The following is a 25,871-nucleotide window of genomic DNA, read 5'->3' on the forward strand; positions in this document are numbered from 1 at the left end:
CCCCGTCCGCCCCCGGCTGGCACAATGGCCGGAAGGTGCAAGGTGAGGAGGCAATCGTGGCAGCCCCGGTACGAGGCAGGTCCACCCGGCAGCGTGCGGCGGTAGCGGCCGCTCTCGACGACGTGGACGAGTTCCGCAGCGCCCAGGAACTCCACGACATGCTGCGGCACAAGGGCGACTCGGTCGGGCTCACCACGGTCTACCGCACCCTCCAGTCCCTGGCCGACGCGGGCGAGGTGGATGTGCTGCGCACCTCGGAGGGCGAGGCGGTGTACCGCCGCTGCTCCAGCGAGGACCACCACCATCACCTGGTCTGCCGGAGCTGCGGCAAGGCCGTCGAGGTGGAGGGGCCCGCGGTGGAGAAGTGGGCCGAGGCCATCGCCGCAGAGCATGGCTATGTGAACGTGGCCCACACCATCGAGATCTTCGGCACCTGCGCGGACTGCGCGGCGGCCGAGGGCTGACCCCGGCCGCCGCCCCGCCCCGGCTCAGCGCCCGGCGGGGTCCCTGCCGTCCGCGGCCGCCTTCTCGTTCGCCTTCTCGTCAGGGAGGGCGCCGCCGAAGCGGCGGTCCCGGGAGGCGTACTCCAGGCAGGCGCGCCACAGGTCCCGGCGGTCGAAGTCCGGCCAGAGCACGTCCTGGAACACCATCTCCGCGTAACTCGACTGCCAGATCAGGTAGTTGGAGGTGCGCTGCTCGCCGCTGGGGCGCAGGAAGACGTCCACGTCCGGCATGTCCGGGTAGTAGAGGTACTTGGCGAAGGTCTTCTCGTTGACCTTGCCCGGGTCGAGGCGGCCGGCGGCCACATCGCGGGCGAGGGCCTGGGCGGCGTCGGCGATCTCGGCGCGGCCGCCGTAGTTGACGCAGAAGTACAGCGTCATCGCGTCGTTGTCCTTGGTCTGCTCCTGGGCGATCTGGAGTTCCTGCACCACGGACTTCCACATCCTGGGCATCCGTCCCACCCAGCGGATGCGGATGCCCAGTTCGTCCATCTCGTCGCGGCGGCGGCGGATCACGTCCCGGTTGAAGTTCATCAGGAAGCGGACCTCGTCCGGGGACCGCTTCCAGTTCTCGGTGGAGAAGGCGTAGAGGGAGAGGTTCTTCACGCCCATCTCCAGGCAGCCCTTGAGGACGTCCAGGACGACGCCCTCGCCGACCTTGTGGCCCTCGGTGCGGGGCAGGCCCCGGTCCTTCGCCCAGCGGCCGTTGCCGTCCATGACGACCGCCACATGCCGCGGCACCAGCTCGCCGGGGATCTTCGGCGGCCGCGCACCCGAGGGATGCGGCTCCGGCGCCTTGTACTCGCGGCGGGACCGTCCGAGGATTCCACGTCGTGCCATGGGTATAGCTCCTAGCTCTTCTCTACGTACCGCAGCGACCTGAGGCCGCGCTCCAGGTGCCAGTGCAGATATGCCGACACCAGCCCGCCGCCCTCCCGGACGTACCGGGGCTCGCAGGCGTCCGCCGTCGCCCAGTCCCCGGTGAGCAGCGCACCGAGCAGGGCGAGGGCCTGCGCCGAGGGTACGACGCTGCCGGGGGCCCGGCAGTCGCCGCATACGGATCCGCCGGCCGCCACCGAGAAGAACCGGTTGGGCCCCGGCAGGCCGCACTTGGCGCAGTCGCCGAAGCTGGGCGCGTAGCCGTTCACGGCGAGGGAGCGGAGCAGGAAGGCGTCCAGCACCAGGCGCGGCTCGTGCTCCCCGCGGGCCAGCGTCCGCAGTCCGCCGACGAGCAGCAGATACTGCTGCACGGCCGGTTCGCCCTCGTGGTCGGTGAACCGCTCGGCGGTCTCCAGCATGGCGGTGCCCGCGGTGTAGCGGGCGTAGTCGGTGACGATGCCGCCGCCGTAGGGGGCGATGGTCTCGCTCTGGGTGCACAACGGCAGCCCGCGGCCGACGAGTTCACCGCCGCGGGCGAAGAACTGCACATCGACGTGGGAGAACGGCTCCAGCCGCGCGCCGAACTTGGACTTGGTGCGGCGTACGCCGCGGGCGACGGCGCGTACCCGGCCGTGGCCGCGGGTCAGAAGCGTGATGATGCGGTCGGCCTCACCGAGCTTCTGGGTCCGCAGCACGACGCCGTCGTCCCGGAACAGACTCATGCCACCCATTCTCGCGCACCGCGGACACCGCCCCGCTCGCACGGGGTGGACCGGGGGCGCGCGGGGCGGCCGGGGTCAGGAGGGCGTGGTGCGCACCGAGTCGAGGAGCTGGACGACGGTCTCGGGGCTGAGGCCGAGGGCGCTGCCGACGGTGCTGAGCACCTCGCGTTCGGCCGGGGTGTAGGTGCCGTCGGCGAGCGCGATCCGGGCCGCCTGCACCAGGACCGACTCGCGGCCGGCCGCCGAGAGGTGCGGGGCCAGCGGGTCCAGCGCCTCGTGCAGCTCTATGGCCAGGCCCACCCGGCCCTGCCCGCACTGCTCGGGCAGCAGCCGCCCGGTGTCCGCGGCGACGGCCTCCACCAGTGCGGCAAGCCGCGCCTCGGTGCAGTCGTCGTACCCGGCGGCCCGTACGGTGGCGGCCGCCGTCTCCAGCGGGGCGCGGTCCGGGATGCCGTCGGCGGCGAGGACGGCGAGCGCCACGGTGTGCACGGCGTCCCGCAGCATCCCGGCGAAGCGGTGGGTGGTGGGGTGGTCGAGGACGCCGGTGCCGTGCCGTTCGCCGCAGCCGCCGCACTCCACGACGGGGCCCGCGATGCCGCGCGGCAGCAGCGGGACACCGAGGACGGTGAAGCGCCGGCGGCCGGTGCGGCGACGGTAGTTGCGGTCCCCGCCGCAGCCGGGGCAGAAGAACTCGCCGTCCGAGGTGGTGGTCCACGCGGTGCGGGTGCCTACGAGACGTGACGGACGAATGGTGTGAAAGTAGCGTCCCCATCCTGGCAGCACGTGGCACCTCCGTAACTCCCCGGCCCGTCTCGCGGGCACGGAGACTCCCCCACGGCACCATCGCCGCGTGGGCGTGATGTTAGCCACATCGGTCGGGCGGCGTCATCACCCCGGACGGGAGCAGGCCGAGACACGCCGGTCCCGCCTGCCCTCAACAGGCAGGCGGGACCGGGCAATTCACACCTCGGGTGGGTTATCGCGCCGCGCGGTTGACCGCGGAGACCACGGCCTTCAGCGAGGCACGGGTGGTGTTGGCGTCGATGCCGATACCCCAGAGCACCTTCCCGTCGATGGCGCACTCGATGTACGAGGCGGCCTGCGCGGAGGCGCCCTCGCTCATGGTGTGCTCGGTGTAGTCCAGCAGCCGTACGTCGATGCCGATGGACTGCAGGGCGTCGAAGAAGGCGGAGATCGGGCCGTTGCCGGAGCCGGTCAGCTCGGTGGCGGTGCCGTCCACCTCGGCCTGCACCGTCAGGGTGTCCACCCCGTCGGTGTCGGTGGTGGTCTGCCCGGCGTTCACCTGGATACGGCCCCACGGGTCGTCCGGGTTGGGCAGGTACTCGTCGCGGAAGGCGTCCCAGATGGCCTTGGGGGTGGCCTCGCCGCCGTCGGCGTCGGTCTTCGCCTGGATCAGCCGGGAGAACTCGATCTGCATCCGGCGCGGCAGGTCCAGCTTGTGCTCGTTCTTCAGCACATAGGCGATACCGCCCTTGCCGGACTGCGAGTTGACCCGGATCACGGCCTCGTAGGAGCGGCCCACGTCCTTCGGGTCGATGGGCAGGTACGGGACCGCCCACTCGATGTCGTCCACGGTCTTCCCGGCGGCGGCCGCGCGGGAGTCCATCGACTCGAAGCCCTTCTTGATGGCGTCCTGGTGGGAGCCGGAGAAGGCGGTGTAGACCAGGTCGCCCGCGTAGGGGTGGCGCGGGTGGACCTCCATCTGGTTGCAGTACTCGGCGGTGCGGCGGATGTCGTCGATGTCGGAGAAGTCGATCTGCGGGTCGACGCCCTGGCTGAACAGGTTCATGCCCAGGGTGACCAGGTCGACGTTGCCGGTGCGCTCGCCCTGGCCGAACAGGCAGCCCTCGATCCGGTCCGCGCCCGCCATCAGGGCCAGTTCGGCGGCGGCGACGGCGGTACCGCGGTCGTTGTGCGGGTGGACCGACAGGCAGACGTACTCGCGCCGGGTCAGATGGCGGCTCATCCACTCGAAGCGGTCGGCGTGCGTGGACGGGGTCGAACGCTCCACGGTGGCGGGCAGGTTGAGGATGATCTCGCGGTCCGGACCGGGCTGCCACACATCGCAGACGGCCTCGCAGACCTCCAGTGCGAAGTCCAGCTCGGTGTCGGTGAAGATCTCCGGGCTGTACTGGTAGCCGAAGACGGTCCGCTCGTCCAGCAGCTTCTCCGCGTACTCCATGACCAGCCGGGTGCCGTCCACCGCGATCTGCCTGACCTGGTCGCGGGAGCCGCGGAAGACGACCTCGCGCCAGACGGGGGCGGTGGCGTTGTACAGGTGGACGGTGGCCCGCTTCGCGCCGACCAGGGACTCCACGGTCCGCTCGATCAGTTCCTCGCGCGCCTGGGTCAGCACCGAGATCGTCACATCGTCGGGGATGGCGTCCGGGTCCTCGATGATCGACCGTACGAAGTCGAAGTCGGTCTGGCCGGAGGAGGGGAAGCCGACCTCGATCTCCTTGTAGCCCATGCGCACCAGCAGGTCGAACATCTCCCGCTTGCGGGCCGGGGACATCGGGTCGATCAGCGCCTGGTTGCCGTCGCGCAGATCGGTGGACAGCCAGCGGGGCGCCTTGGTGACGCGCTGCTCGGGCCAGGTGCGGTCCGGGATGTCGACCTGCTCGTAGCGGCCGTACTTGTGGATCGGCATCGCCGTCGGCCGCTGGTGGTGCGTGGCATTGGTGACGGGGGTGGGCTGTGAAGGCTGCGACATGGTGCGAGGGCTCCTCGTGTCCGCGGGGGACGGCCGACGGTCTGGCGCAACGCCGAACTCCGCGGGGAGGGGGTCGGCCTCGACTACAGGCCCTCGCCGCGGCGGCTAAGGAGAAGCAGCCCGAATCGCATGATGTGCGGCAGCCTAGCCCAGCCGTCCCGCCCACGAGGGTTCGTATCAGTATGCGGGATCGGTGCCCGTACAGGCATCGACCGTGACAGAACAGCACTTTTCGCCAAAGCCACCGGATCGTGGTCGCTCACGGCTGCTTTCGGTTGCTTTCAGTGACAATCCGGCTACGTAGTGCCACAGTTGAGGGATGACCGCGAACCAGCCGCCCCAGCGGCCCGCACCCGTCTTCTGCACCATCGTCCCGCCGCACATCCTCGACGCCCTCTCCCGCAGCGAGGACGCCGCCCTCCACACCCGGGCCCGGCGCACCCTCGAACGGGACGCCCGGGAACGCGAGTTGAGGCTCACCGCCGGCGCCTCGCCGCGCCGCTCCGCCGCCGCGCCCACCGCGGACGCCCCCGCCGACGCCACCGCGCGGCGCACCATCCACGACGCAGGCCACGGCACCGAACTCCCGGGCCGCACCGTCCGCACCGAGGGCGCCGACCCGGTCGAGGACGCCACCGTCAACCGCGCCTACGCCGGTCTCGGCGCAACCTTCGACCTCTATCTGAAGGCCTACCGGCGCGACTCCATCGACGGCGCGGGCCTCCCCCTCGTCGCCAGCGTCCACTACGACGAGAAGTACAACAACGCCTTCTGGAACGGCGATCAGATGGTCTTCGGCGACGGGGACGGGGAGATCTTCCTCGACTTCACCCTCCCCGTCGACGTCATCGGCCATGAACTCACCCACGGCGTCACCCAGCACACCGCGGGCCTCGCCTACCAGGGCCAGTCCGGCGCCCTCAACGAGTCGGTCTCCGACGTCTTCGGCTCACTGATCAAGCAGTACACGCTCGGGCAGACCGCGGCCGAGGCGGACTGGCTGATCGGCGCCGGGCTGCTGGCGCCGCGCGTCAGCGGCAAGGCCCTGCGCTCCATGAAGGCCCCCGGCACCGCCTACGACGACCCCGCCCTCGGCAAGGACCCGCAGCCCGCCACCATGGCGGACTACGTCGACACCACCGACGACAACGGCGGCGTCCACATCAACTCCGGCATCCCCAACCACGCCTTCTACCTCCTCGCCAAGGAGCTGGGCGGCCACGCCTGGGAACGCGCCGGGCAGATCTGGTACGACGTCCTCACCGGCGGCGAGCTGGCCCAGGACGCCGACTTCGCCGCCTTCGCCGCACTCACCGCCACCGCCGCCCGGGCCCGGTACGGGGACGACGGCCGCGACGCCGAGGAGGCCGTACGCAAGGCCTGGACCCAGGTCGGCGTCGACCCGGCCTGAGCCCCCGCCCGCCCCGCGTCCCGGGCGGCCGTCCCCGCGGGGTGGCCGCCCGGACGGGCTGCGACTAGACAGGACTCATGCGTATCCAGGTGAAACGAACGGGTGGCATCGCGGGCATCACGCGGGACGCCGAGGTGGACACCTCGGACCACGGCGACGCCGCGGACTGGCACACCCTTGTCGACCAGGCCGTCTCCGCCGCCCGGGAGACCCCGCCGATCGGTGTGCCGGACGGCTTCAACTACCAGATCACCGTCGACGGCCGGACGGTCTACTGCGCCGACCCCCGCCTCACCGACGCCCAGCGCCACCTCATCTCCCGGGTGCTGGAGGAAGGGCGGCGCAGCGGCGCCTGACCGGCGGCCCGGCCCGGATCAGAAGCCGAGGCGGCGCAACTGCTTCGGGTCCCGCTGCCAGTCCTTGGCGACCTTCACATGCAGATCGAGGAAGACGGGCGTACCGAGCAGGGCCTCGATCTGCTTGCGGGACTTCACCCCGACGTCCTTGAGCCGCTTGCCCTTCGGCCCGATCACGATGCCCTTCTGGCTGGGCCGCTCGATGAAGAGATTGGCGTGGATGTCCAGCAGCGGCTTGTCCGCCGGCCGGTCCTCCCGCGGCAGCATCTCCTCCACCACCACCGCGATCGAGTGCGGCAGCTCGTCCCGTACGCCCTCCAGGGCCGCCTCGCGGATGAGTTCGGCGACCATGACCTGCTCCGGCTCGTCCGTGAGGTCGCCCTCCGGGTAGAGCGCGGGGCTCTCCGGGAGCAGCGGCACCAGCAGATCGGCCAGCAGCCCCACCTGGCGCTCGCCGACCGCGGACACCGGCACGATCTCCGCCCACTCGAAGCCCAGCTCCTTGCCGAGCCGGTCCACCGCGATCAACTGCTCGGCCAGCGCCTTGGGGTCCACCAGATCAGTCTTGGTGACCACGGCGATCTTGGGAGTCCTGCGGATGCCGGCCAGTTCCTTGGCGATGAACCGGTCGCCGGGGCCGATCTTCTGGTCGGCGGGCAGACAGAAACCGATCACGTCGACCTCGGCCCAGGTGGTGCGCACCACGTCGTTGAGCCGCTCGCCGAGCAGGGTGCGCGGCTTGTGCAGACCCGGGGTGTCCACCAGGACCAGCTGCGCGTCGGGGCGGTGCACGATGCCGCGCACGGTGTGCCGGGTGGTCTGGGGCCGGTTGGAGGTGATCGCCACCTTCTGGCCGACCAGAGCATTCGTCAGGGTGGACTTGCCCGCGTTGGGGCGGCCCACGAAGCAGGCGAAGCCGGCCCGGTGCGGTGTCGCGGTCGGCTCGGTGGACTCGGTACGGACGCTCATGGCGCCCATTGTCCCCGATCCCCGGACCCCCTCGGCACCACCCGCTCCCGGACCGCCGAGGGTTGCCCGCTGTGGGGCGGCCGTCACTGTCCGATGACCCTGCCCGGGGTCAGGCCTCGCGGATCTCCTTGACGGTGCCGTCCGGGGTGGCCAGCAGGACAGGGGTGCCCGCGCCGCCCAACTCCCGTACCACGGCCACGTCTTCGTCGGCGAGCGGGCCCTCGGACACCACGGCGGCGGCCTCCAGGGAGTGGGCGCCCCAGGCCAGTGCCATCGCGACCGCCGCGCGCAGGGCGCTGAGCCGGAACGAGTCCAGTTCGACGGTGGACGCGGTGTGGGAGCGGCCCGTCTCGTCGCGCACCGTGGCGCCCTCCGGGGCGCTGTTGCGGGACCGGACCACCCGGGCCAGCGAGACGGCCTTACGGTCCTCGGGTTCCGTCACTTCGATCCCACTGCTCTCACTCATACCGGAAGCATACGTAGGCCCGGCCCGGGGAGTTCAGCCGTTCTCCTCGCCGGGGACGGGCTGGGCGGTGTGCAGCCAGGCCAGTTGATCGTGCAGGCCGTCCTCGGTGAGCGGGCCGAGGAGGTCGTCGCGGGCGCGGGCGGCGTCGCCGACGGGGTGGTACAGCTCGGCGCCCACCCGGCGGGAGACGGTCTGGATACGGGCGGTGCGCTCACGGCGGGCGGCTTCGTAGCGGGTGAGCCGCTCCGGGAGGTCGGCGGGGGTGGCCCCGGCGAGGAGGGCGCCCAGCACGACGGTGTCCTCCAGGGCCTGGCAGGCACCCTGGGCGGCGTACTGGAGCATCGGGTGGGCGGCGTCGCCGAGGAGGGTGATGCGGCCCTCGGTCCAGCGGTCGACCGGGTCCCGGTCGCAGAGGACCCACCGGCGCCAGTCCCGGCCGAGTTCGAGCAGGGCGCGGGGGGTGGCGGCGAGCCGGGGGAAGCGGGCGAGGACGGTGTCGCGGTCGGCGGGCCGGCCGGAGACGGCCTCCATGGCGCCGTCGTCGAGGACGGCGGCGAGGTTGAGGCTGGCGCCACCGGCCACGATGTAGTGGACGACGTGGTAGTCGGGCCCGGCCCACAAGGTGACCGCGCCGGTCCGCAGATGGTCGGGGACCTCCTCGATGGGCAGCAGGGCGCGGTAGATGGTGTGGCCGTTCGGCTGGGGCGGCCCGTCGCCGAGCAGCCGGGCGCGCACGGCGGAGCGGATGCCGTCCGCGCCGACCAGCAGGTCCCCCTCGAAGCGGCGCCCGTCCGCCGTGGTGACGGACACCCGGCCATCGGCGGCCTCGGCGTCTTGAGCTTGCCCGGCGACTTCGGCGCCGGCCAGCAGCCGGATGCGGTCGTCCAGGCGGCAGGCCTCCAGCAGCGGGGTGTGCAGGTCGGCGCGGTGGACGACGGCGTACGGGTTGCCGAAGCGGCGGCGGTAGCGGTCGCCGACCGGGACGGCGGTGAGCCGCTCCCCGGTGATCGCGTCCATCAGCCGCAACTCCTCGACCAGGACGGCCCGTTCGCGCACCGCCTTGCCGACGCCGAGCCGGTCGAGGGCGGCGAAGCCGTTGGGGGCGATCTGGATTCCGGCGCCGATCTCCCTGAACTCGTCCTGCCGTTCGAGGACGGTGACGCGGTGGCCGGCCGAGGCGAGGGACAGGGCGGTGGCGAGGCCGCCGATGCCGCCGCCGGCGACGAGGGAGTGGATCACGCGGTACCTCCGGGGTGGTCCGGGAGCAGGGTCCCGCTGAGCAGTTCGCCGAGGATGCGCGGCCCGTCCTGGGTGAGCGCGGACTCGGCGTGGAACTGGACGGATGCGAAGTGCGGCCCGCGCAGGGCGTGGATCTCACCGTCCGCGGCGTCCCGGCTGATCGCGACCGGTCCGGCCTGCGGGTGGTGCAGGGTGTCGTGGTCGGCGCGGGCGGCGTAGGTGTTGTAGAAGCCGACGTGCTCGGGCCGGCCGAACAGGTCGATGGCGCGCCGCACGCCCTGGTGCGGGCGGGTGCGGCGGACCAGAGGCAGGCCGAGGTGGGCGGCGAGGATCTGGTGGCTGAGGCAGACCGCGAAGAGGGGGCGGCGGGCGTCGAGCCCGGTGCGCAGCAGGGCCGTGAGATGGGCGACGGCGGGGTGGTCCGGGTCGCGCGGGTCGCCGGGGCCGGGGCCGAGGATGACCAGGTCGTAGCCGTCCGGGTCGGGGAGCTGGTCGTGGCGGCGGACGGTGGCGTGCAGGCCGAGGGCGCGGACCTGCTGGGCGAGCATCGCGGTGAAGGTGTCCTCGGCGTCGACCAGGAGGGCGCGGCGGCCGGCCAGTCCGGGGTGCGGGCGGCCGCGGCGGGCCGGTTCGGCGACCCAGAAGTCGGCGGTGCGGGCCTGGTGGGCGTTGAGCACGGCCTGGACGTCGGGGTGGGTGGCGAAGCGCTCGGGGGCGGTGTCGGTGAGCGCGGCGAGCAGGGCGTCGGCCTTGACCCTGGTCTCGCGGGCCTCGTCCTCGGGGCGGCTGTGCCGGACGAGGGTGGCGCCGACGCCGATGCCGAGGCGGCCGTCGGTGGTGAGTTCGGCGGTGCGGATGAGGATGGTGGAGTCCAGGGTGCGCCCGCCGTCCTGGTCGCGGCCGATGAGGGCGGCGACCCCGCTGTAGTAGCCGCGTCCGGTGGGTTCGTGGCGGGCGATGACGGCGGAGGCGTTCTCCAGGGGCGAGCCGGTGACGGTGGGCGCGAACATGGTCTCGCGGAGGATGTGCCGTACGTCGTGCTCGGTGCGGCCCTCGATCAGGTACTCGGTGTGGGCGAGCCGGGTCATCTCCTTGAGCCTCGGGCCGATGAGCCGCGGTCCCTCGGGGCAGATCCGGGCCATCATCTTGAGCTCTTCGTCGACGACCATGGACAGCTCGTCGGATTCCTTGCGGTCGTCCAGGAAGCCGAGGACGCCCTCCAGGGTGGCGCCGCCGGGCGGGTAGCAGTAGGTGCCGCTGATCGGGTTCATGACGGCGGTGGACTCGTGCAGGCCGAGGTGCCGTTCGGGGCTGGCGCCGACCAGGACGCGGTCGCCGGTGTGGACCAGGAACGTCCAGTGGGTGCCGCGTTCGCGTTCCAGCAGCCGGCGGTAGAAGGAGAGGACGGCGGCGGTGGAGAAGCCGGGCAGCCAGGCGTTGTAGGTGCGCCGGATCACGAAGTTGGCGCCCTGGCCGGTGCCGATCTCGTCGGCGACGACCCGGCGCACGATGTCCGCGTACTCCTGGTCGGAGAGGTCGAAGCCGGCCTGGTCGAGCTTGACCGGTTCGTCGGGCAGCCGGGTGAGGACGTCCGTGAGCGGCAGGCTCTGCTGGGCGGTGACGGTCATCGCCATCAGCGGGTGGCCGTCGTCGTGGACGGTGTACCCGCGCTCGGTGAGCTGCCGGTACGGGACCAGCACCAGCAGCTCGGCGCCGCCCGGCGCCTTCGACGGGCCCTCGTCCAGGGGCAGTTCGGCCAGGGTGGTGCGGGGCTCCGGGTCGGCGAGGAGTACCTCGACGGCGTCGGGGTCGGTGTGCGGGCGGTGCAGCAGGGCGAACGCCCCGGCGGTGCCGTTGAGTACCCGCTCCAGCAGATCGGGGCCCGGCTCGGGTCTCAGCACGGCCCCTCCCCCGCCCCACCGTCACCGCCGCCGTCCTCACCGCTGGCCGTCACCGCTGCCCGGTCCTCGCCGCCGAGCGCGGCGCAGACGGCCTCCGTACTGACCACGGCGGCGCAGCGCCGCGCCGCGTACCGCAGGGCGTCGCGGTGCTCCTCGGCGGTCAGGTCCGCGACGGCGTCGCCGACCATGAAGGTCTCGATGTCATTGGTGTAGGCGTCGACGGCGGTGGTGAGGACGCCGATCTGGGCGTAGATCCCGCAGAGCATCAACTGGTCGCGCCCGGCCGCGCGCATCCGGTCGAGCAGGTCGCTGCGGAAGAAGGCGCTGTACCGCCACTTGGTGAACTGCCAGTCGCCCGGGGCGGGTTGGAGCGGGGCGATGATGCTGCGGTGCTCCGGGGTGAGGGCCATGCCCGGGCCCCAGAAGTCGACCAGCAGGCCCCGGTCCTCGGGCGTCATCCCGCCGGGCTGGGCGGTGTACGCGACGGGGACGCCGAGGGCGGCGCAGGTGTCCCGCAGCCGGGCGATGTTGCGGACGAGCCCGTCCCGGGGCGAGGCGCCGGCCGGGAAGGGGCTCAGGAAGTACTCCTGCATGTCGTGGATGAGCAGGACGGCGCGCCGCGGGTCGGCGCGCCAGCCGACGACCGGCGCGGGGAGGTCGCCCGGCTGGGGCAGCGGGTAGGGCTCGACGGGTGGGAGGCCGGACATCGGCGGCGCGGTCCTTTCCGGGCGGTGGTCGGGGTGGTTCAGACGGCGCCGAGGGTGGCGCCGCCGTCGACGGTGAGGGTCTCCAGGGTGATGTGACCGGCCTCGTCGGAGAGCAGGAAGCGGACGGCGTGCGCGATGTCGAGCGGGGTGGCGACCTTGCCGAGCGGGATGCCGGTGCGGTAGGCGTCCGGGTTCCCGGCGACGGCGGCGGAGGCGGCGGCGCCGGGCGGGTGCATCCCGTGCAGCATCGGGGTGTCGGTGGAGCCGGGGGCGACGACGTTGCAGCGGATGCCGTGCCGGGCGACCTCCAGGCCGAGGCACCGGGTGAAGGCGGTGGCGGCGGCCTTGGAGGCGGCGTAGGCGGCCATCTCGGTACGGGCGGTGCCCGCGGCGTTGGAGGCGACGGTGACCAGCGCGCCGCGGCCGCGCGGCACCATCCGGTTGACGACGGCGGTGGAGAGCAGGAAGACGCCGGTGGCGTTGACGGCGAGGGTGGTGTGCCAGGTCTCGTCGCTCAGGCCCCGGGCCGCACCGAGGCCCAACACGCCTGCCCCGTTGACCAGTTGGGCGATCGGGCCGGTGTGCTCCTCGATGTCCTCGACCAGTGCCTCGACGGCCTCGCGGGAGGTGACGTCGACGGGGCGGGCATGCACCGGCAGCCCGTCCGCGGTGAGCTTGCCGACGACGGTGGCGAGCTGCTGCTCGTCCCGGTCGACGGCGACCACGGTGCTGCCGTGCTCGGCGAGGACCCGGGCGACGGCGGCGCCGATGCCCCCGGCCGCCCCGCTGACCAGGGCGACAGGGCCTTCGGTGGCCGGATTCACGGCTGCCTCCTGAGCGGGGCGGTCCTGGCACGGGCGATGGCGGCGAGCGGGGAGAGCGCCCTGCGGATCATCCGGGCGGTGCTCGGCTTGATGCCGGGGATGGGGTCGACGCGGACCGGCGTCTCCTGCGGGCACAGCACCCGCCGGACGGATTCTGCCGCCCGCATCCCGGAACTGACCGCGCCCTCCATCCCGGTCATCCCGGGCGGCGCGGCGGTGTAGTCGCCGGCCAGGTGGAGATTGGTGAGCGCGGTGGTGTTGGACGGGCGGTAGCTGTCGGCGCCCGGGCAGGGCGTGAAGTACGGCGCCTTGGTGTGGGGTTGGAAGCAGACGTGCTCGATGTCCGCCGGGTCGAGGCCGGGCAGGTAGTCGCGCATCTCCTCGACCAGGATGGCGACGACCTCGGACTCGGGCAGGTGGGCGAGGCGGTCGATGCGACCCGACACGCAGTTGAGGACGCTGGTGCGGTGGCCGGCCCAGCTCTGGCCGACGTCGAGCAGGGTGATCGCGTGCGGCGAGTCGACCAGGCGGACGTGGTCCGGGGGCAGGTGCGGCAGCCGGCGGCGCAGATAGAGGTGGAGGGCGCCGAGCGGGCGGGAGTTGAGCTCGCGGATGCCGTGCGCGGGGCGCAGCTCGCCGGTGAGGCCGGGGCCGAAGGCGGTGACCTGGTCGTGCGGGAGGGCGAGGACGACATGCCCGTTGACCGGTTCGGTGGTGGTGGTGTCGCCGGTGCGCAGGGTGAGGGTGTCCAGGCGGTCGCCGGAGGTGGTGACGCCGGTCAGCTCGTAGCCGGTGTGGACCTTGGTGCCCTTGGCTTCCAGACGGCGGCGCCACGGGTCGATCAGCCAGTGCTGGAGGTCGCCGCGGGGCATCCGGATACGGCCGGGGCGGCGCATGAAGGCGGCGATGCTGCCGCGGAACTCTGCGGCGGAGGCGACGCGCACCTCGGAGGCGGTCGAGGCGAGGAAGAAGTGCTCGAAGTCGGACTTGGCCCGGTCGGTGAGGTAGGTGCGGCTGTGCAGGAAGTCGTACAGGGACTCGTCGCGGGTGCGGTAGTCCTGGGCGACCAGGTCGAGCACGCCGTACAGGAAGAGCACGCCCTCGGCCACGGGTGCGGCGGGGGCGCCCTTGGCCTTGCGGCCCTTGGCGCCGAGCTGGCCGGGGCGGATCTGGTGGAACTTGCTGGTGGGGCGCAGGCTGCCGCTGAGGCCCAACTCCGCGAGCAGCCGGTGGGTGTTGTGGTAGAAGACCGGGAAGACATGGACGCCGTGGTCCTCGGTGCGGCCGTCGATACGCCGGGAGCCGGCCTTGCCGCCGAGGTCCTCGGAGGCTTCGAGCAGCCGCACGGACAGGCCGAGGCGGTTGAGTTCCCAGGCGGCGGCCATACCGGCCAGGCCGCCGCCGATCACGGTCACCTCGTCGCTGTTCACAGCGCCGCCGGACGCCTTGAGCGAATCGTCCTGGTGGGTCACGACTGCCGTCCCTGGGTGGCGTGGTGGTAGGCGGACAGGGCCGTCACCGCGTAGATGAGGCGCAACATGCTGTCCCGGTAGGTGAGACCGTCGCGGTAGACGATCCAGGTGTTCTGCGGCTCGTCCCAGTCGCCGTCCTCGCGCTGGTTGCGGGCGAGCCACTCCAGGCCGCCGCGGACGGCCTCGCTGTCGGCGTGGCCGGCGGAGATCAGGGCGAGCAGCGCCCAACTGGTCTGGGAGGGGATGCTGGGGCCGCGGCCGATCCAGGACGGGTCCTGGAGGGCGCGGACGTCCTCGCCCCAGCCGCCGTCCGGCTGCTGGTGGGCGATGATCCACTCGCAGCCGCGGGCGACCACCGGGTCGTCACCGGGGACTCCGCAGGCGGTGAGGCCGACGACGGCGGAGACGGTGCCGTGCAGATGGAAGCAGGCCCACCAGCCGGGCCAGGAGCCGTCCTCGTGCTGGTTCTCCCGGAGCCAGGCGATGGCGCGGCGGGCGGGCGGTTCATCGGCGCGGCCGTCCGCGGCGAGGCCTTCCAGGACATGGCCGGTGACATCGGCGGAGGGCGCTTCGAGCAGGCCGATGTCGGCCAGCCGCTCACGGCCGGGCAGCCGCCAGCGCAGCGGCTCGAAGGCGGCCCAGCCGCCGTCGTCGCACTGCTGGGAGACCAGCCAGTCGACGGCGCGGCGGCAGGCGCCGTCGACGGCGGCGTCGGTGCCCCGCGGGTGGACGCGGCGCATCGCGACCAGGGCGAAGCCGGTGTCGTCGGCGTCCGGGTTGGTGTTGTTGGCGAAGACGAACGGCCAGCCGCCGGGGGCCTGCCCGGGGCTGAGCACCGACCAGTCGCCCGGCTCGGTGACCTCGTTCTCCAGCAGCCAACGCACCGCGCCCTCGGCGGACTTGGGGTCGGCGCCGGGGGCGGCGGCGGTGGCGTTGAGGGCGAGCGCGGTGTCCATCACCACGGGTATCCACATGTCGATGTGGCGGTATCCGTCGTGGTGGGTCACATACTCGTCGAGGGCGGCCATGGCGCGGGCGCGAATCGGGTGGTCGGCGGGCAGGCCGATGGCGTCCAGGCCGATCAGGGCGTTGGCGGTCTGCGGCCAGTTGCCGCCCCAGCCGCCGTCCCGCTCCTGGGTGCGCAGCAGGTACTGGACGGCCTTGCGGACGGCGCGGCGGCGCAGCGGGCGGAAGGGGTGGCGGGCGACCACATGGCTGGTGGCGGTGGCCGCGCGCATCGGCAGCGGGCGCTTGGGGCGCTCGGCGGGGTGGGCGCGGAGCTCGGCGATGTCGAATCCGGCGGGGACGACCCGGCGGCTCTGCATCAGCAGGCTGTTGGCGACCAGGACACCGCGGCCGCCTGCCCCGATGTGGTAGATGCTGCCGGGGGCGTCGTCGGGCAGCAGCAGGATCTCCGGCGGGATGAGCGGGATGTCCCGCCAGGGCCAGAGGCCGATCATGGCGAGCCAGGCCAGCATCAGCGGGTTGTTGAGGGCCTCGATACCGCCCATCTCGCGGATGGCGCCGGCGGCGGCGCGCATCTCGGGCTCGTCGGGGTGGTGGCCGGCCAGGCGCAGGGCGACATAGCAGAAGACGCTGACCAGGGGCTGGTCGTCGCCGCCGTGGTGGGCGGCCCAACCGCCGGTGGGGGTCTGCTCGGAGAGGATGGTGCGGGCGGCGGCCGCGGTGCGCTCGTCGGGCGGGCAGCCCAGATAGTGGCGGAGCACGACCTCGCCGGTCTCGCCGATCAGGCTGGAGCGGCAGTCCCCCCTCCAGTAGCCGTCCTCGTGCTGGCGGCTGCGCAGTGCTTCGGCGGCGAGCGCGAGGGTCTGCTCCGGGGTGCGGACGGGTCCGGTGGCGTCGGTGGTCATCTCTGCGGCTCCTTGCCGGCGGGCGCGGCGGGCGCCGGCACCGGCTGGGGGGTGGACGTGGTGCGGGCAGCGGCTATCCGGCGCTGCCGTACGTACATGAAGATCGAGAAGCTGGCGATCAGGGCGAGCGCCGGGGCGCCGACGATGTAGGCCCAGACGTGGCGGATGCCCCAGCGGCGGGCCTCGATGATCATGTAGGCGGCCAGGGCGGCCCAGATCAGCACGAGGTCGGCGTAGACGAAGCAGGTCGCCAGGTTGACGGTGGCGTCGCGCAGGAAGTCCTCCACCACACCGATCGGTCCCGAGCCGGCGTTGCGGATCACGAAGAGGACGGCCATGGTGCCCATCACCAGCGTGCCGATGACGGCGAAGACCGCGTACATCCGGCACAGGAACCGGTCGTCGGCCCAGGGTTCACTCGGTGGCATGGCGGGCTCCCCCGGAGCGCGGCGCCGGTGCGGGGGCGGCGGCGACACGGTCGTAGTGGTAGTCGTCGAGGTCGAAGTGGCGGGCCCGCCAGGCGGCCTCGTAGGTGGACGAGGGGCGGACGGCCGGGGCGTCGCCGAGACTGTCGAAGTAGTAGCTGTTGGTGCCCTGGCAACTGGGGTGGGCGAACACGGTGTTGGGCTGGCGGCGCAGCGCTCGGCGGAAGGAGGCGTCGTGCTTCTCGGCGCGGACGACGGCCTGGGTGGCGCCTCGGCGGCGGGCCTCGCTGATGACCCGGGTGAGATGGGTGACCTGGTAGTCGATCATGCCGAACCAGGAGCCGCCGGTGAACGAGTACGGGCCGACGATGAACCAGAGGTTGGGGTAGCCCTTGACGGAGGTGCCCTCGTAGGTCTGGAAGCGCTCCTCGCGCCAGAACTCCCGCAGGTCGCGGCCGCCTTGGCCGTGCACCGGGAACGGCGGGAGATTGTCCAGCACGTGGTAGCCGGTGGCCAGGACCAGGACGTCGCAGGGGTGCTCGGTGCCGTCGGCGGTGGTGATGCCGGTGGCGGTGATCCGTTCGAGGGAGTCGGTGTGCAGGCGGACGTTGTCCCGGGTGAAGGTCCGCCAGTAGCCCTTGGCGAACGACGGCCGCTTGCAGCCGAGCCGGTAGCGAGGGGCGAGCGCGGCCATCAACTCGCGGTCGCCGCACACCTGTTGGCGCAGATAGAGCCGGGCGATCGCCTCGCCGGCCCGTACCAGGAAGGGGAACCGCCGGTACTGGATCATGGCGATGACGAAGCCGACCTCGGTCGCGGTGTCGGTGGCCAGCCGCACCGCCCGCTGGGTCCAGGGCACGGCGGCGAACGTCCGGCGCACGGCGGCCGGGATCGGGACGTCAGGCTTGGGGAACACCCAGGTGGCGGTGCGCTGGTAGACATCGAGACGCTTGACCCGCGGGGCGACCTCGGGGACCAGTTGGACGGAGGAGGCGCCGGTGCCGATGACGGCGACCCGCTTCCCGGTCAGGTCGAGTCCGGCGTCCCAGCGGGCGGTGTGCACGACCCGGCCGGTGTAGTCGTCCAGGCCCGGCAGCTTGGGCGTCTTGGGCTTGGTGAGCCAGCCGGTGGCGCACACCAGATAGCGGGCGGTGAGGGTGTCACCGCCCGCCAGCTCGACCTCCCACAGATGCGTCTGCTCGTGGTAACTCGCCTGTACGACACGGGAGTTGAACCGCATTTTGGAGCGCAGCCGGTACCGGTCGATACACGCCTCGGCATAGGCCTTCAGCTCCGGGCCGGGCGGGAAGGCGCGGGACCAGGAGGCGTGCGGGGCGAACGAGAAGGAGTAGGAGAACGCGCTGATGTCCACGGCGATGCCGGGGTAGCGGTTGGTGTGCCAGGAGCCGCCGGCGCCGTCCTGCTCCTCCAGCATCAGGAAGTCCTCGACGCCGGAGCGCAGCAGCCCGACCGCGGTGCCGATGCCGGAGAAACCGGCGCCCACCACCAGCACCTCGTGCTGCGGCTGCGCGACCTCGGCCCCGGCGGCGGTGCCGGTCACAGCGCCAGTCCGGTGGAGAGCAGCGCGCCGAAGGCGAGCAGCAGCCAGCAGGTGTGCTCCAGCGCCGGGATCAGCCCCGCGCCACGGGCACCGCCCAGCACCAGGCGCAGCGGCAGCACCGCGACCGGCGCGGCGGCGGCCACCAGCAGCACCGCGGGCCGCTGCGGCGCCAGCGCCAGCGCGAAGCCGAAGGCGCCGGCGACCACCAGGGCGTAGTAGATCCGGGTGCGGCGCTCCCCCAGCCGGACCGCGAGGGTGATCTTGCCGGCCTCGGTGTCGGTGGGTATGTCGCGCAGGTTGTTGGTGGTCAGCAGCGCGCAGGCGAGCAGCCCGATCGAGAGGGACGCGATCAGGGCCAGCATCGGCACCCGCTGGAGCTGGATGAAGGTGGTGGCGCAGACGGCTATGACGCCGTGGAAGAGGAAGATGCTGATGTCCCCCAGCGACCGGTAGCCGTACGGGGTGGAGCCGCCGGTGTAGAACCAGCCGCCGAGCGCGCAGAGCCCGGCCAGCGCCAGCAGCCACCAACTGATCGTCACGGCCATCACCAGGCCGGCCAGCACGGCGAGCGCGTACAGCTCCAGGCCGAAGCGCAGCACCCGCCGGGGCGAGGCCTCCCCGGAGCCGACCAGCCGGACCGGTCCGACCCGGTGGTCGTCGGCGCCGCGGATGCCGTCGCTGTAGTCGTTGAGGAAGTTGGTACCGAGGACGAAGCCGAGGGCGAAGACCAGCGTCAGTACGCTGCGCTCCCACCGGACGTGCCCTTCGGCGGCGGCGACCGCGGTACCCACCGCGATCGGGGCCAGGGTGACCGGCAGCGTCTTCAGCCGGGCCCCGACCAGCCAGGCCCGTACCAGGGGTGGCAGGAACGGGGCGCCGGAGCGGGTGGTCTCGCTCACCGCTTTCTCCCCACGCCGAGGAACAGCACACCGGTCGGCTTCACCTGGACCATCCGGACGCGGTCGCGCCGGCCGGCCAGATACGCGAGGCCCTCGCGGAAGTGCGGCCGGAGGCCGAGCAGCCGCAGCTCCACGCCGTTGGCGCGCGCGGTCCGCACCAGCCGGGCCCGGTTGACGAACAGCCGGTGGTCGTGGGTGCCGGGCTCGGGCCGCCCGGGCAGCGGCAGGTTCTCCGCGAGGGTGATCGCCACCAGCCGGGCCAGCCGGGTGTCCGCGATGGTGTCGACGATCAGCGTGCCCCCGGGACGCAGCACCCGGCAGGCCTCGGCGACGGCGGCGTACGGGTCGGGGACGTGCTCCAGGCACTGCCCGGCGGTGACCACGTCGAAGGAGCCGTCGGTGAACGGCAGTTGGGTGAGGTCGGCGCGGGCCAGGTCCGGGTAGCCGTGCCGGCCGGCCTCGGCCAGGGACAGCTGCGAGAGGTCGACCCCGGTCAGCCGGTAGCCCTTGCCGGCCAGGTGCGGGCCGGCCAGACCGCCGCCGCAGGCGAGATCGAGCAGCCGGGCGCCCTCGCGTTCCGCGGCGGGGACGTACTCGGCGCGGGCGCGGGCGATCCAGCCCAGCGGCGCGAGCGGGCCGCGCGGGTCCCACCAGGTGTCGGCGAGACGGTCGTAGTCAGTGATCAGATCACTGCGGAGGTGTTGCACTGCACCACTCCTCAGGGCAGGACGCGGCCGGGCCCGGCCGTCGTCTTGTCGCCCTTCCGGGCGCCGGGGTGCGTCCCTTCGGGGGCGCCGTCGGTGGACGGCGGTGTCCCCTCGGGGGAGGCGGAGGCGGCTTCACGCAGCGCCCGCAGCGCGGGGTGCTGGGCGGCGAAGCTCTCGACCAGGTCGCTGAGGCAGCGCCGGACGACGGGTGCGTGCGGGGCGGTGGCCGGGTGGGTCTCGACCGCCCGCAGCGCGTCGTCGGTGTAACGCTGCGCAACCTTCGCGGCCCGGGCGATCGCCCCCGACTCATGCACCAGGGCGACCACTTCATGGCATTGTTCGTCGGAGAGCGGCTGCTTCCACAGAATCGACTCCAGCCGGTCCCCGAAATCCTGGGCGGCGTAGATGACCGGCAAAGTGTAGACGCCGTTAAGAATGTCCTTCGCCGGTTCCTTGCCGGTTTCCCGACTGCAGATATCGAGAATGTCGTCCCAGATCTGGAATGCCATGCCCAGGTTGTGGCCGAAACTCTCCAGGGCCTCCAGCTCGCCCTTGTCCGCCTCCGACTGGAGGGCGCCCATCGCGGCCGCGGTGCGCAGCAGGCGGGCGGTCTTGCCGGAGATCGAGGCGAAGTAATCCTCCTCGGAGCGGGTCGCGTCGTGCAGCTGGCTGGACTCCAGCATCTGCCCGACACACATATTGGTCAGCGTCTCGGCCATCACCAGGAGCTGGGTCCGGCCCAGGGCGGCGGCGCCCTCCATGCAGCGGGCCAGCAGGTAGTCACCGGTGAGCAGCGCGATGGCGTCGCCGTACTTGGCGTTGATGCTCGGCTCGCCGCGCCTGATCTGCGCCTCGTCTATCACATCGTCGTGGTGCAAAGTGGCGATGTGCAGGGTCTCCACGACCGCGGCGCCCTCGATGACGCCCTGGTCCGTGGGGCCGTCCTCGGCGGAGTCGATCAGGTATGAGGCGAGCAGCACCAGGGTCGGCCGCAGGAGGCGCCCCGCGTTCTCCACGGAGTACAGCACTGGTTCCCGGATGCGGAAATGCGGTGGGAGCAGCAGGGAGTGCAGTGCGTCCCTGACCCGTACCAGATCCTTCTGCAGCCGCTCCTGAATCCTGGCCGCCCCCTCGCCGGGCGAGGGGGAATACAAGGACTTGGTTGAATGCGAAGAAGAATGCGCGGTGCGCGGCATTTGCGCCGTCATTGTCGAGTTTCCTTCCCCCCATGCCTCACCAAGATCGAGAAACAGGCTAGGAGAGCGATCCGGGTCACGCCAGTGTGATGACGAAGGGAAATTCGAGCGCAAATGAGGAACGCCCGCCTCCGCCGTCACCGAGCGCATGGCGGCTCCCGGGGTGAACCGGGACAGGCCCTCCCGGAGTGTTCCAGGATGGACCCAAAGATATCACTCTCCGTAATCACCACCACCGGGTTTACGGTGACATAGATCACATCAAACCCGTGACTAACCGCACCTCAACGCTCACCATCCGGACGATCCCCATCCGAACGCCCCAGGGCACACCACTCCAACTGTCTCTGCTCACAAGGGATATGACCGCTGGTCAGCTAAGGCCGGGATGCCCGCGCCCGCACCGTTCTAGGTGACGGCCACCGCTCGGCCCCTACGCCCGGTCCAGCCGGAGGCGTTCGCGGCGGGGCAGCCCTGCCACGACCAAGTCGTAGGAGTCCTCGACGAGTTCGCGGATCAGGCGGTCGGGGAGGCTGCCGTCGAGGGTGACCGTGTTCCAGTGCCGCTTGTTCATGTGCCAGCCGGGCGCGATGGCCGGGTGCTCGGCGCGCAGCCGTACCGCGTCCTCCGGGTCGCACTTGAGGTTGACGGTGAGCGGCACCGCGTCCAGCGCGGTCAGCGCGAAGAGGCGGCCGCAGACCTTGAAGACGGAGGTCTCCGGGTTGAACGGGAAGTCCTCCACCGCCGCGTTGAAGGACAGGCAGAAGGCGCGCAGCGCGTCCGGTGTCATCGGGCACCCCCTCCGCGGCGGCTCACCGGGCGCCCTCCTCGCGGCGCGCGCCGGTGCCCACGGGCTCCACCAGCACCGTGACGATCTTGTTGCGGCGGCCGGCCGCGGACTCCGCCGTCAGCCTCAACTCCCGCTCGTCCGGCAGCGGAACCACCGCCGAGGCCCCCGCGATCGGCACCCGCCCCAGCGCCTTCGCCAGCAGCCCGCCGACGGTCTCCACATCCTCGTCGTCGAAGGACTCCAGGCCGTACAGCTCGCCCAGATCGCCGATGTCGAGACGGGCGGTGACGCGGTGCCGGCCCTCGCCGAGCTCCTCCACCGGCGGCAGCTCCCGGTCGTACTCGTCGGTGATCTCGCCGACGATCTCCTCCAGGATGTCCTCGATGGTGACCACCCCCGCCGTACCGCCGTACTCGTCGATGACGACGGCGACGTGGTTGCGCTCCTGCTGCATCTCGCGGAGCAGATCACCCGCGTTCTTGGTGTCCGGGACGAACGTCGCCGGGCGCATCGCGGTGGACACCAACTCGGCCTCCGCCTCCCGGCTGATGTGCGTCTTGCGCGCCAGGTCCTTCAGATAGACGATCCCCACCACGTCGTCCTCGCTCTCCCCCGTCACCGGGATACGGGAGAAACCGGAACGCAGCGCCAGCGTCAGGGCCTGCCGGATCGTCTTGTACCGCTCGATCACCACCAGATCGGTCCGCGGCACCATCACCTCCCGCACCAGGGTGTCCCCCAACTCGAAGACGGAGTGCACCATCCGGCGCTCCTCGTCCTCGATCAGGGACTCCTGCTCGGCCAGGTCCACCATGGCGCGCAGCTCCGCCTCCGAGGCGAACGGGCCGCGGCGGAAGCCCTTTCCGGGGGTCAGCGCGTTGCCGATGAGGATCAGCAGCGGCGGCACCGGGCCCATCACCCGGGCCAGCGGCAGCAGTACATAGGCGGCCGCCGTCGCCGTGTTCAGCGGATGCTGGCGGCCGATGGTGCGCGGTGAGACGCCCACCGCGACATAACTCACCAGCACCATCACGGCGATCGCCACCAGCAGCGCCTGCCAGGTGGTGCGGAACGCCTCCAGGCAGGCGTACGTCACCAGGGCGGCGGCGGCCATCTCGCAGGCCACCCGCACCAGCAGCGCCACATTGAGGTAGCGCGTCGGATCGGCGGCCACCTGGGCGAGCTTGGCGCTGCCCCGCCGGCCGCCCCGCACCGCCTCCGCCGCCCGGAAGCTGGAGACCCGGGCCAGGCCCGCCTCCGCACAGGCGGCCAACCAGGCCACCACGATCAACAGGACGGCGCCGAGGACGAGTTGGGCACTCACGGCACTAGGCGACGGTCGGGGCCGGGGAGGGCCCGGTCAGTCCCTGCTCGGCGCGCCAGCCGTCCACGATCGCCGCTTGCAGCCCGAACATCTCGGCCTTCTCGTCGGGCTCCTCGTGGTCGTAGCCCAGCAGGTGCAACACCCCGTGCACAGTGAGGAGTTGGAGCTCCTCGTCCATGCTGTGCCCGGTGGGCGCCTCGCGGCCCTGCCGTTCGGCGACCTCCGGGCACAGCACGATGTCCCCGAGGAGGCCCTGCGGCGGCTCCTCCTCGTCCTTCACCGGCGGACGCAGCTCGTCCATCGGGAAGGACATCACATCGGTCGGCCCCGCCAGGTCCATCCACTGCAGGTGCAACTGCGTCATGGCCTCGGTGTCCACCACGATCACCGACAGCTCGGACAGCGGGTGGATCCGCATCCGGGCCAGGGCGTAGCGGGCGATGTCGAGGAGCGCGTGCTCGTCGACCTCCGTGCCGGACTCGTTGTTGACGTCGATCGCCATGACGCTGCTGTTCTACTTCCCTCGGGGGCGGCCCTGACGGGTGCCGTTCTGCGTGCCGTTGCGGCTGTCGTACTGCTCGTAGGCGTCGACGATACGGCCGACGAGCTTGTGCCGGACGACGTCCTGCGAGGTGAGCCGGGAGAAGTGCACGTCATCGACGCCGTCGAGGATCTCCTGCACCTGCCGCAGACCGCTCTTGGTGCCGCTGGGCAGGTCGATCTGGGTCACATCACCGGTGATCACGATCTTCGAGTCGAACCCGAGCCGGGTGAGGAACATCTTCATCTGCTCGGGATTGGTGTTCTGCGCCTCGTCGAGAATGATGAACGCGTCATTGAGCGTGCGGCCGCGCATGTACGCCAGCGGTGCCACCTCGATGGTGCCGGCGGCCATCAGACGGGGGATGGAGTCCGGGTCGAGCATGTCGTGCAGGGCGTCGTAGAGCGGGCGGAGATACGGGTCGATCTTCTCGTAGAGGGTGCCGGGGAGGAAGCCGAGGCGCTCGCCGGCCTCCACCGCGGGGCGGGTCAGGATGATGCGGTTGACCTGCTTGGACTGGAGGGCCTGGACCGCCTTGGCCATCGCCAGATAGGTCTTGCCGGTGCCGGCGGGGCCGATGCCGAAGACCACGGTGTGCTTGTCTATGGCGTCGACATAGCGCTTCTGGTTGAGGGTCTTGGGGCGGATGGTGCGGCCGCGCGAGGAGAGGATGTTCTGCGTGAGGACCTCGGCCGGGGTCTCCTCGCTCTCGCCGTCCTCGCTCGCCCGGAGCATGGCGATGGAGCGTTCCACTGCGTCCTCCGTCATCGGCTGACCGGTGCGGAGCACCAGCATCATCTCGTCGAACAGGCGCTGGACCAGGGCGACTTCCTGTGCGTCGCCGACAGCGCTGATCTCGTTGCCCCGGACGTGGATGTCGGCCGCCGGGAAGGCCTCTTCGATCACTCGCAGCAGCGCGTCGCCGGAGCCGAGCACGGTGACCATCGGGTGTTTGGCCGGAACGGTGAACTGTGCGCGGGCGGGACCGCTGCCCGGGGTGTGCGCGGTGGGTGTCTGCGTCATGGGCCGGCTCTGTGGCCTGCTGATCCTCCTCGCTCGGCACGGTGCCTTGACGGTCCCAGGGTACGTCTCCGGTACGACACCGTGTCTCCTCCTTTTCCCGCGGCACGGCAGGACGGGGGATACGGCAGGCGCTCAGGTGCCGCGGCCGAAGCCGATCGTGGGGACCGCCCGCCGCAGCGGCCAGCTCCGCGCCCCCGCCCCCGGCAGCAGCCCGTCCAGGAAGGCGTACCGGCGCAGCGCCGCCGGATTCTGGTCGTCGTAGCGCTGCACATGGCGCCACCAGGCGGCGATCTCCGTCCAGCCGGGGGCCGAGAGCGAGCCGCCGAACTCCTGCACCGAGAGGGCCGCGGTCAGCCCGGCGAAGGCGAGCCGGTCGGCCAGCGGCCAGCCGGCCAGGGTGCCGGTGACGAAACCGGCGACGAAGACATCGCCCGCGCCCGTCGGATCCAGCGCCGCCACCTCGATCGCGGGTACTTCGGCGGCCTCACCGGTACCACCGTCCACCGCGTAGGCGCCGTCCGCACCGAGGGTCACCACGGCCATCGGCACCCGCTCCGCGAGGGCGTGTGCGGCCGCCCGGGGGCAGTCGGTGCCGGTGTACCGCATGGCCTCCTCGGCGTTCGGCAGGAAGGCCTCGCAGTACCGCAGGTCGGGCAGGGCGGCCAGGTCCCAGCGGCCGGTGTCGTCCCAGCCGGTGTCGGCGAAGATGCGGGTGCCGAGGCGGGCGGCCTGGGCGATCCAGGCGGCCGGCTCGCCGGGGGTGAGGGCGGCGACGGCGGCCCGGGTGCGGGGCGGGCAGCGGGGGGTGGGCGGGGCGGTGCCGGGGGGTGGCTCGTGGCCGTGCGAGACCATGGTGCGCTCGCCCTCGTAGGCCATGGAGACGGTGACCGGGGAGTGCCAGCCGGGGACGGTGCGGGACGGGGTCAGGTCGATGCCCTCGCCCTGCGCCAGGGCGTCCCAGCAGTACTCGCCGTAGTGGTCGTCGCCGAAGGCGGCGGCGAGCGAGGTGCGCAGGCCGAGGCGGGCCAGGGCGGTCGCCATGTTGGCCACGCCGCCGGGGCTGGAGCCCATGCCGCGCGCCCAGGACTCGGTGCCGCGGACAGGGGCGCTGTCCAGGCCGGTGAAGATGATGTCCAGGAAGACGGTGCCGGTGAGGTAGACGTCGACGGCCGGGTCCCGCTCGGCGCGGACCGCGGCCAGCGGGTCGACCAGCGGGGCCGCGCCGGCGGGCCCCGGGCCGGCGCCGCGGGCGGGCTCCGGGGGCTGGGCCGCCCCCCTGTTCTCCGTGTTCACCGGCTCTCCCGTGGATGGTGCGGGTGCCCACAGTGTGCCCGATCCGCGGGCCCTCGGATGG

General features: G+C 72.2%; 25 protein-coding genes. 3 read left to right on the top strand and 22 right to left on the bottom strand.

The annotated features are described in order from the left end of the window. Window positions 1–56: 56 nt before the first annotated feature. On the top strand, window positions 57–464 hold the full coding sequence (locus tag ACFVST_RS02250; protein ID WP_390145988.1) for a Fur family transcriptional regulator: 408 nt from the start codon (window positions 57–59) through the stop codon (window positions 462–464). 24 nt (window positions 465–488) lie between these two features. On the opposite strand, the gene ACFVST_RS02255 is transcribed toward ACFVST_RS02250, so the two are convergent. The 4 genes from ACFVST_RS02255 to leuA all read right to left on the bottom strand — a co-directional run bounded on the left by ACFVST_RS02255 (window position 489) and on the right by leuA (window position 4,835). Further along, window positions 489–1,340: an isoprenyl transferase gene (locus ACFVST_RS02255; protein WP_390145990.1), complete on the bottom strand. Its 852-nt coding sequence runs from the start codon at window positions 1,338–1,340 to the stop codon at window positions 489–491. 11 nt (window positions 1,341–1,351) lie between these two features. After that, window positions 1,352–2,101 (bottom strand): DNA repair protein RecO, encoded by a 750-nt coding sequence (gene recO, locus ACFVST_RS02260; protein ID WP_390145991.1) that lies wholly within the window; start codon window positions 2,099–2,101, stop codon window positions 1,352–1,354. A 75-nt stretch (window positions 2,102–2,176) separates the two neighbouring features. Then, window positions 2,177–2,884, bottom strand: coding sequence for a TerB family tellurite resistance protein (locus tag ACFVST_RS02265; protein ID WP_390145993.1), 708 nt, complete (start codon window positions 2,882–2,884; stop codon window positions 2,177–2,179). Between the two features lie 193 nt (window positions 2,885–3,077). After that, a complete protein-coding gene (leuA, locus tag ACFVST_RS02270; protein ID WP_390145994.1) occupies window positions 3,078–4,835 on the bottom strand; it encodes a 2-isopropylmalate synthase in 1,758 nt (585 codons plus the stop codon). 319 nt (window positions 4,836–5,154) lie between these two features. On the opposite strand from leuA, the gene ACFVST_RS02275 reads away from it, so the two are divergent. Together ACFVST_RS02275 and ACFVST_RS02280 are read left to right on the top strand one after the other, a co-directional pair. Beyond that, entirely contained in the window at window positions 5,155–6,246 is a 1,092-nt protein-coding gene (locus tag ACFVST_RS02275; RefSeq protein ID WP_390145996.1) for a M4 family metallopeptidase, read from the top strand. Window positions 6,247–6,323: 77 nt separating this feature from the next. Next, on the top strand, window positions 6,324–6,602 hold the full coding sequence (locus ACFVST_RS02280) for a protealysin inhibitor emfourin (protein WP_390145998.1): 279 nt from the start codon (window positions 6,324–6,326) through the stop codon (window positions 6,600–6,602). Between the two features lie 18 nt (window positions 6,603–6,620). Here ACFVST_RS02280 and era read toward each other — a convergent pair whose 3' ends face one another. From era to ACFVST_RS02370, 18 genes are all read right to left on the bottom strand, one after another. Continuing rightward, a complete protein-coding gene (gene era, locus ACFVST_RS02285) occupies window positions 6,621–7,580 on the bottom strand; it encodes a GTPase Era (protein ID WP_390146000.1) in 960 nt (319 codons plus the stop codon). A gap of 100 nt (window positions 7,581–7,680) precedes the next feature. Next, complete coding sequence (locus tag ACFVST_RS02290) at window positions 7,681–8,037, bottom strand: cytidine deaminase (protein ID WP_390146002.1); 357 nt, start codon at window positions 8,035–8,037, stop codon at window positions 7,681–7,683. A 33-nt stretch (window positions 8,038–8,070) separates the two neighbouring features. After that, the gene (locus tag ACFVST_RS02295) at window positions 8,071–9,276 is read right to left on the bottom strand and encodes an FAD-dependent monooxygenase (RefSeq protein WP_390146004.1); all 1,206 of its coding nucleotides are present in this window, start codon (window positions 9,274–9,276) and stop codon (window positions 8,071–8,073) included. After that, window positions 9,273–11,177, bottom strand: coding sequence for an anthranilate synthase family protein (locus tag ACFVST_RS02300; RefSeq protein WP_390146006.1), 1,905 nt, complete (start codon window positions 11,175–11,177; stop codon window positions 9,273–9,275). Before ACFVST_RS02300 ends, ACFVST_RS02295 begins: the two co-directional genes overlap by 4 nt. Continuing rightward, a complete protein-coding gene (locus ACFVST_RS02305; protein WP_390146007.1) occupies window positions 11,171–11,884 on the bottom strand; it encodes an isochorismatase family protein in 714 nt (237 codons plus the stop codon). Before ACFVST_RS02305 ends, ACFVST_RS02300 begins: the two co-directional genes overlap by 7 nt. A gap of 38 nt (window positions 11,885–11,922) precedes the next feature. Next, a complete protein-coding gene (locus tag ACFVST_RS02310; protein ID WP_390146009.1) occupies window positions 11,923–12,708 on the bottom strand; it encodes a 2,3-dihydro-2,3-dihydroxybenzoate dehydrogenase in 786 nt (261 codons plus the stop codon). Further along, window positions 12,705–14,180 carry an FAD-dependent oxidoreductase gene (locus tag ACFVST_RS02315; protein ID WP_390146010.1) on the bottom strand — a complete coding sequence of 492 codons (1,476 nt, stop codon included), beginning with the start codon at window positions 14,178–14,180 and terminating at the stop codon, window positions 12,705–12,707. The genes ACFVST_RS02310 and ACFVST_RS02315 overlap by 4 nt, the downstream gene beginning before the upstream one ends. Continuing rightward, window positions 14,177–16,051 carry a prenyltransferase/squalene oxidase repeat-containing protein gene (locus ACFVST_RS02320; RefSeq protein ID WP_390146012.1) on the bottom strand — a complete coding sequence of 625 codons (1,875 nt, stop codon included), beginning with the start codon at window positions 16,049–16,051 and terminating at the stop codon, window positions 14,177–14,179. Before ACFVST_RS02320 ends, ACFVST_RS02315 begins: the two co-directional genes overlap by 4 nt. Beyond that, window positions 16,048–16,479 (bottom strand): DUF2834 domain-containing protein, encoded by a 432-nt coding sequence (locus ACFVST_RS02325; RefSeq protein WP_390146014.1) that lies wholly within the window; start codon window positions 16,477–16,479, stop codon window positions 16,048–16,050. The genes ACFVST_RS02320 and ACFVST_RS02325 overlap by 4 nt, the downstream gene beginning before the upstream one ends. Then, window positions 16,466–18,037 (bottom strand): flavin-containing monooxygenase, encoded by a 1,572-nt coding sequence (locus ACFVST_RS02330; protein ID WP_390146016.1) that lies wholly within the window; start codon window positions 18,035–18,037, stop codon window positions 16,466–16,468. Before ACFVST_RS02330 ends, ACFVST_RS02325 begins: the two co-directional genes overlap by 14 nt. Next, on the bottom strand, window positions 18,034–18,936 hold the full coding sequence (locus ACFVST_RS02335; protein ID WP_390146018.1) for a 1,4-dihydroxy-2-naphthoate polyprenyltransferase: 903 nt from the start codon (window positions 18,934–18,936) through the stop codon (window positions 18,034–18,036). Before ACFVST_RS02335 ends, ACFVST_RS02330 begins: the two co-directional genes overlap by 4 nt. After that, window positions 18,933–19,643 (bottom strand): methyltransferase domain-containing protein, encoded by a 711-nt coding sequence (locus ACFVST_RS02340; RefSeq protein WP_390146020.1) that lies wholly within the window; start codon window positions 19,641–19,643, stop codon window positions 18,933–18,935. The genes ACFVST_RS02335 and ACFVST_RS02340 overlap by 4 nt, the downstream gene beginning before the upstream one ends. An 11-nt stretch (window positions 19,644–19,654) precedes the next feature. Further along, window positions 19,655–20,797, bottom strand: a complete 1,143-nt coding sequence (locus ACFVST_RS02345; protein ID WP_390146022.1) for a polyprenyl synthetase family protein — start codon at window positions 20,795–20,797, stop codon at window positions 19,655–19,657. A 475-nt stretch (window positions 20,798–21,272) separates the two neighbouring features. Then, complete coding sequence (locus ACFVST_RS02350) at window positions 21,273–21,629, bottom strand: MmcQ/YjbR family DNA-binding protein (protein WP_390146024.1); 357 nt, start codon at window positions 21,627–21,629, stop codon at window positions 21,273–21,275. A 22-nt stretch (window positions 21,630–21,651) separates the two neighbouring features. Further along, on the bottom strand, window positions 21,652–22,953 hold the full coding sequence (locus ACFVST_RS02355; protein WP_390146026.1) for a hemolysin family protein: 1,302 nt from the start codon (window positions 22,951–22,953) through the stop codon (window positions 21,652–21,654). A 4-nt stretch (window positions 22,954–22,957) separates the two neighbouring features. Continuing rightward, a complete protein-coding gene (ybeY, locus tag ACFVST_RS02360; protein ID WP_390146028.1) occupies window positions 22,958–23,455 on the bottom strand; it encodes an rRNA maturation RNase YbeY in 498 nt (165 codons plus the stop codon). A 12-nt stretch (window positions 23,456–23,467) separates the two neighbouring features. Next, window positions 23,468–24,517, bottom strand: coding sequence for a PhoH family protein (locus ACFVST_RS02365; protein WP_390146030.1), 1,050 nt, complete (start codon window positions 24,515–24,517; stop codon window positions 23,468–23,470). A gap of 132 nt (window positions 24,518–24,649) precedes the next feature. After that, on the bottom strand, window positions 24,650–25,810 hold the full coding sequence (locus ACFVST_RS02370) for a carbohydrate kinase family protein (protein WP_390146032.1): 1,161 nt from the start codon (window positions 25,808–25,810) through the stop codon (window positions 24,650–24,652). Window positions 25,811–25,871: the final 61 nt, after the last annotated feature.

Origin of the sequence: Streptomyces sp. NPDC058045 (assembly GCF_042885635.1) — a bacterium.
Classification (GTDB): Bacteria; Actinomycetota; Actinomycetes; order Streptomycetales; family Streptomycetaceae; genus Streptomyces.

Bases quoted from the DNA above. Each gene is read 5' to 3' on its own strand.
- ACFVST_RS02280 (WP_390145998.1), top strand. From the start codon at position 6,324: ATGCGTATCCAGGTGAAACGAACGGGTGGCATCGCGGGCATCACGCGG.
- ACFVST_RS02350 (WP_390146024.1), bottom strand. From the start codon at position 21,629: ATGACACCGGACGCGCTGCGCGCCTTCTGCCTGTCCTTCAACGCGGCG.
- ACFVST_RS02275 (WP_390145996.1), top strand. From the start codon at position 5,155: ATGACCGCGAACCAGCCGCCCCAGCGGCCCGCACCCGTCTTCTGCACC.
- ACFVST_RS02365 (WP_390146030.1), bottom strand. From the start codon at position 24,517: ATGACGCAGACACCCACCGCGCACACCCCGGGCAGCGGTCCCGCCCGC.
- ACFVST_RS02325 (WP_390146014.1), bottom strand. From the start codon at position 16,479: ATGCCACCGAGTGAACCCTGGGCCGACGACCGGTTCCTGTGCCGGATG.
- ACFVST_RS02290 (WP_390146002.1), bottom strand. From the start codon at position 8,037: ATGAGTGAGAGCAGTGGGATCGAAGTGACGGAACCCGAGGACCGTAAG.
- era (WP_390146000.1), bottom strand. From the start codon at position 7,580: ATGGGCGCCATGAGCGTCCGTACCGAGTCCACCGAGCCGACCGCGACA.
- ACFVST_RS02320 (WP_390146012.1), bottom strand. From the start codon at position 16,051: ATGACCACCGACGCCACCGGACCCGTCCGCACCCCGGAGCAGACCCTC.
- ybeY (WP_390146028.1), bottom strand. From the start codon at position 23,455: ATGGCGATCGACGTCAACAACGAGTCCGGCACGGAGGTCGACGAGCAC.
- ACFVST_RS02255 (WP_390145990.1), bottom strand. From the start codon at position 1,340: ATGGCACGACGTGGAATCCTCGGACGGTCCCGCCGCGAGTACAAGGCG.
- leuA (WP_390145994.1), bottom strand. From the start codon at position 4,835: ATGTCGCAGCCTTCACAGCCCACCCCCGTCACCAATGCCACGCACCAC.
- recO (WP_390145991.1), bottom strand. From the start codon at position 2,101: ATGAGTCTGTTCCGGGACGACGGCGTCGTGCTGCGGACCCAGAAGCTC.
- ACFVST_RS02305 (WP_390146007.1), bottom strand. From the start codon at position 11,884: ATGTCCGGCCTCCCACCCGTCGAGCCCTACCCGCTGCCCCAGCCGGGC.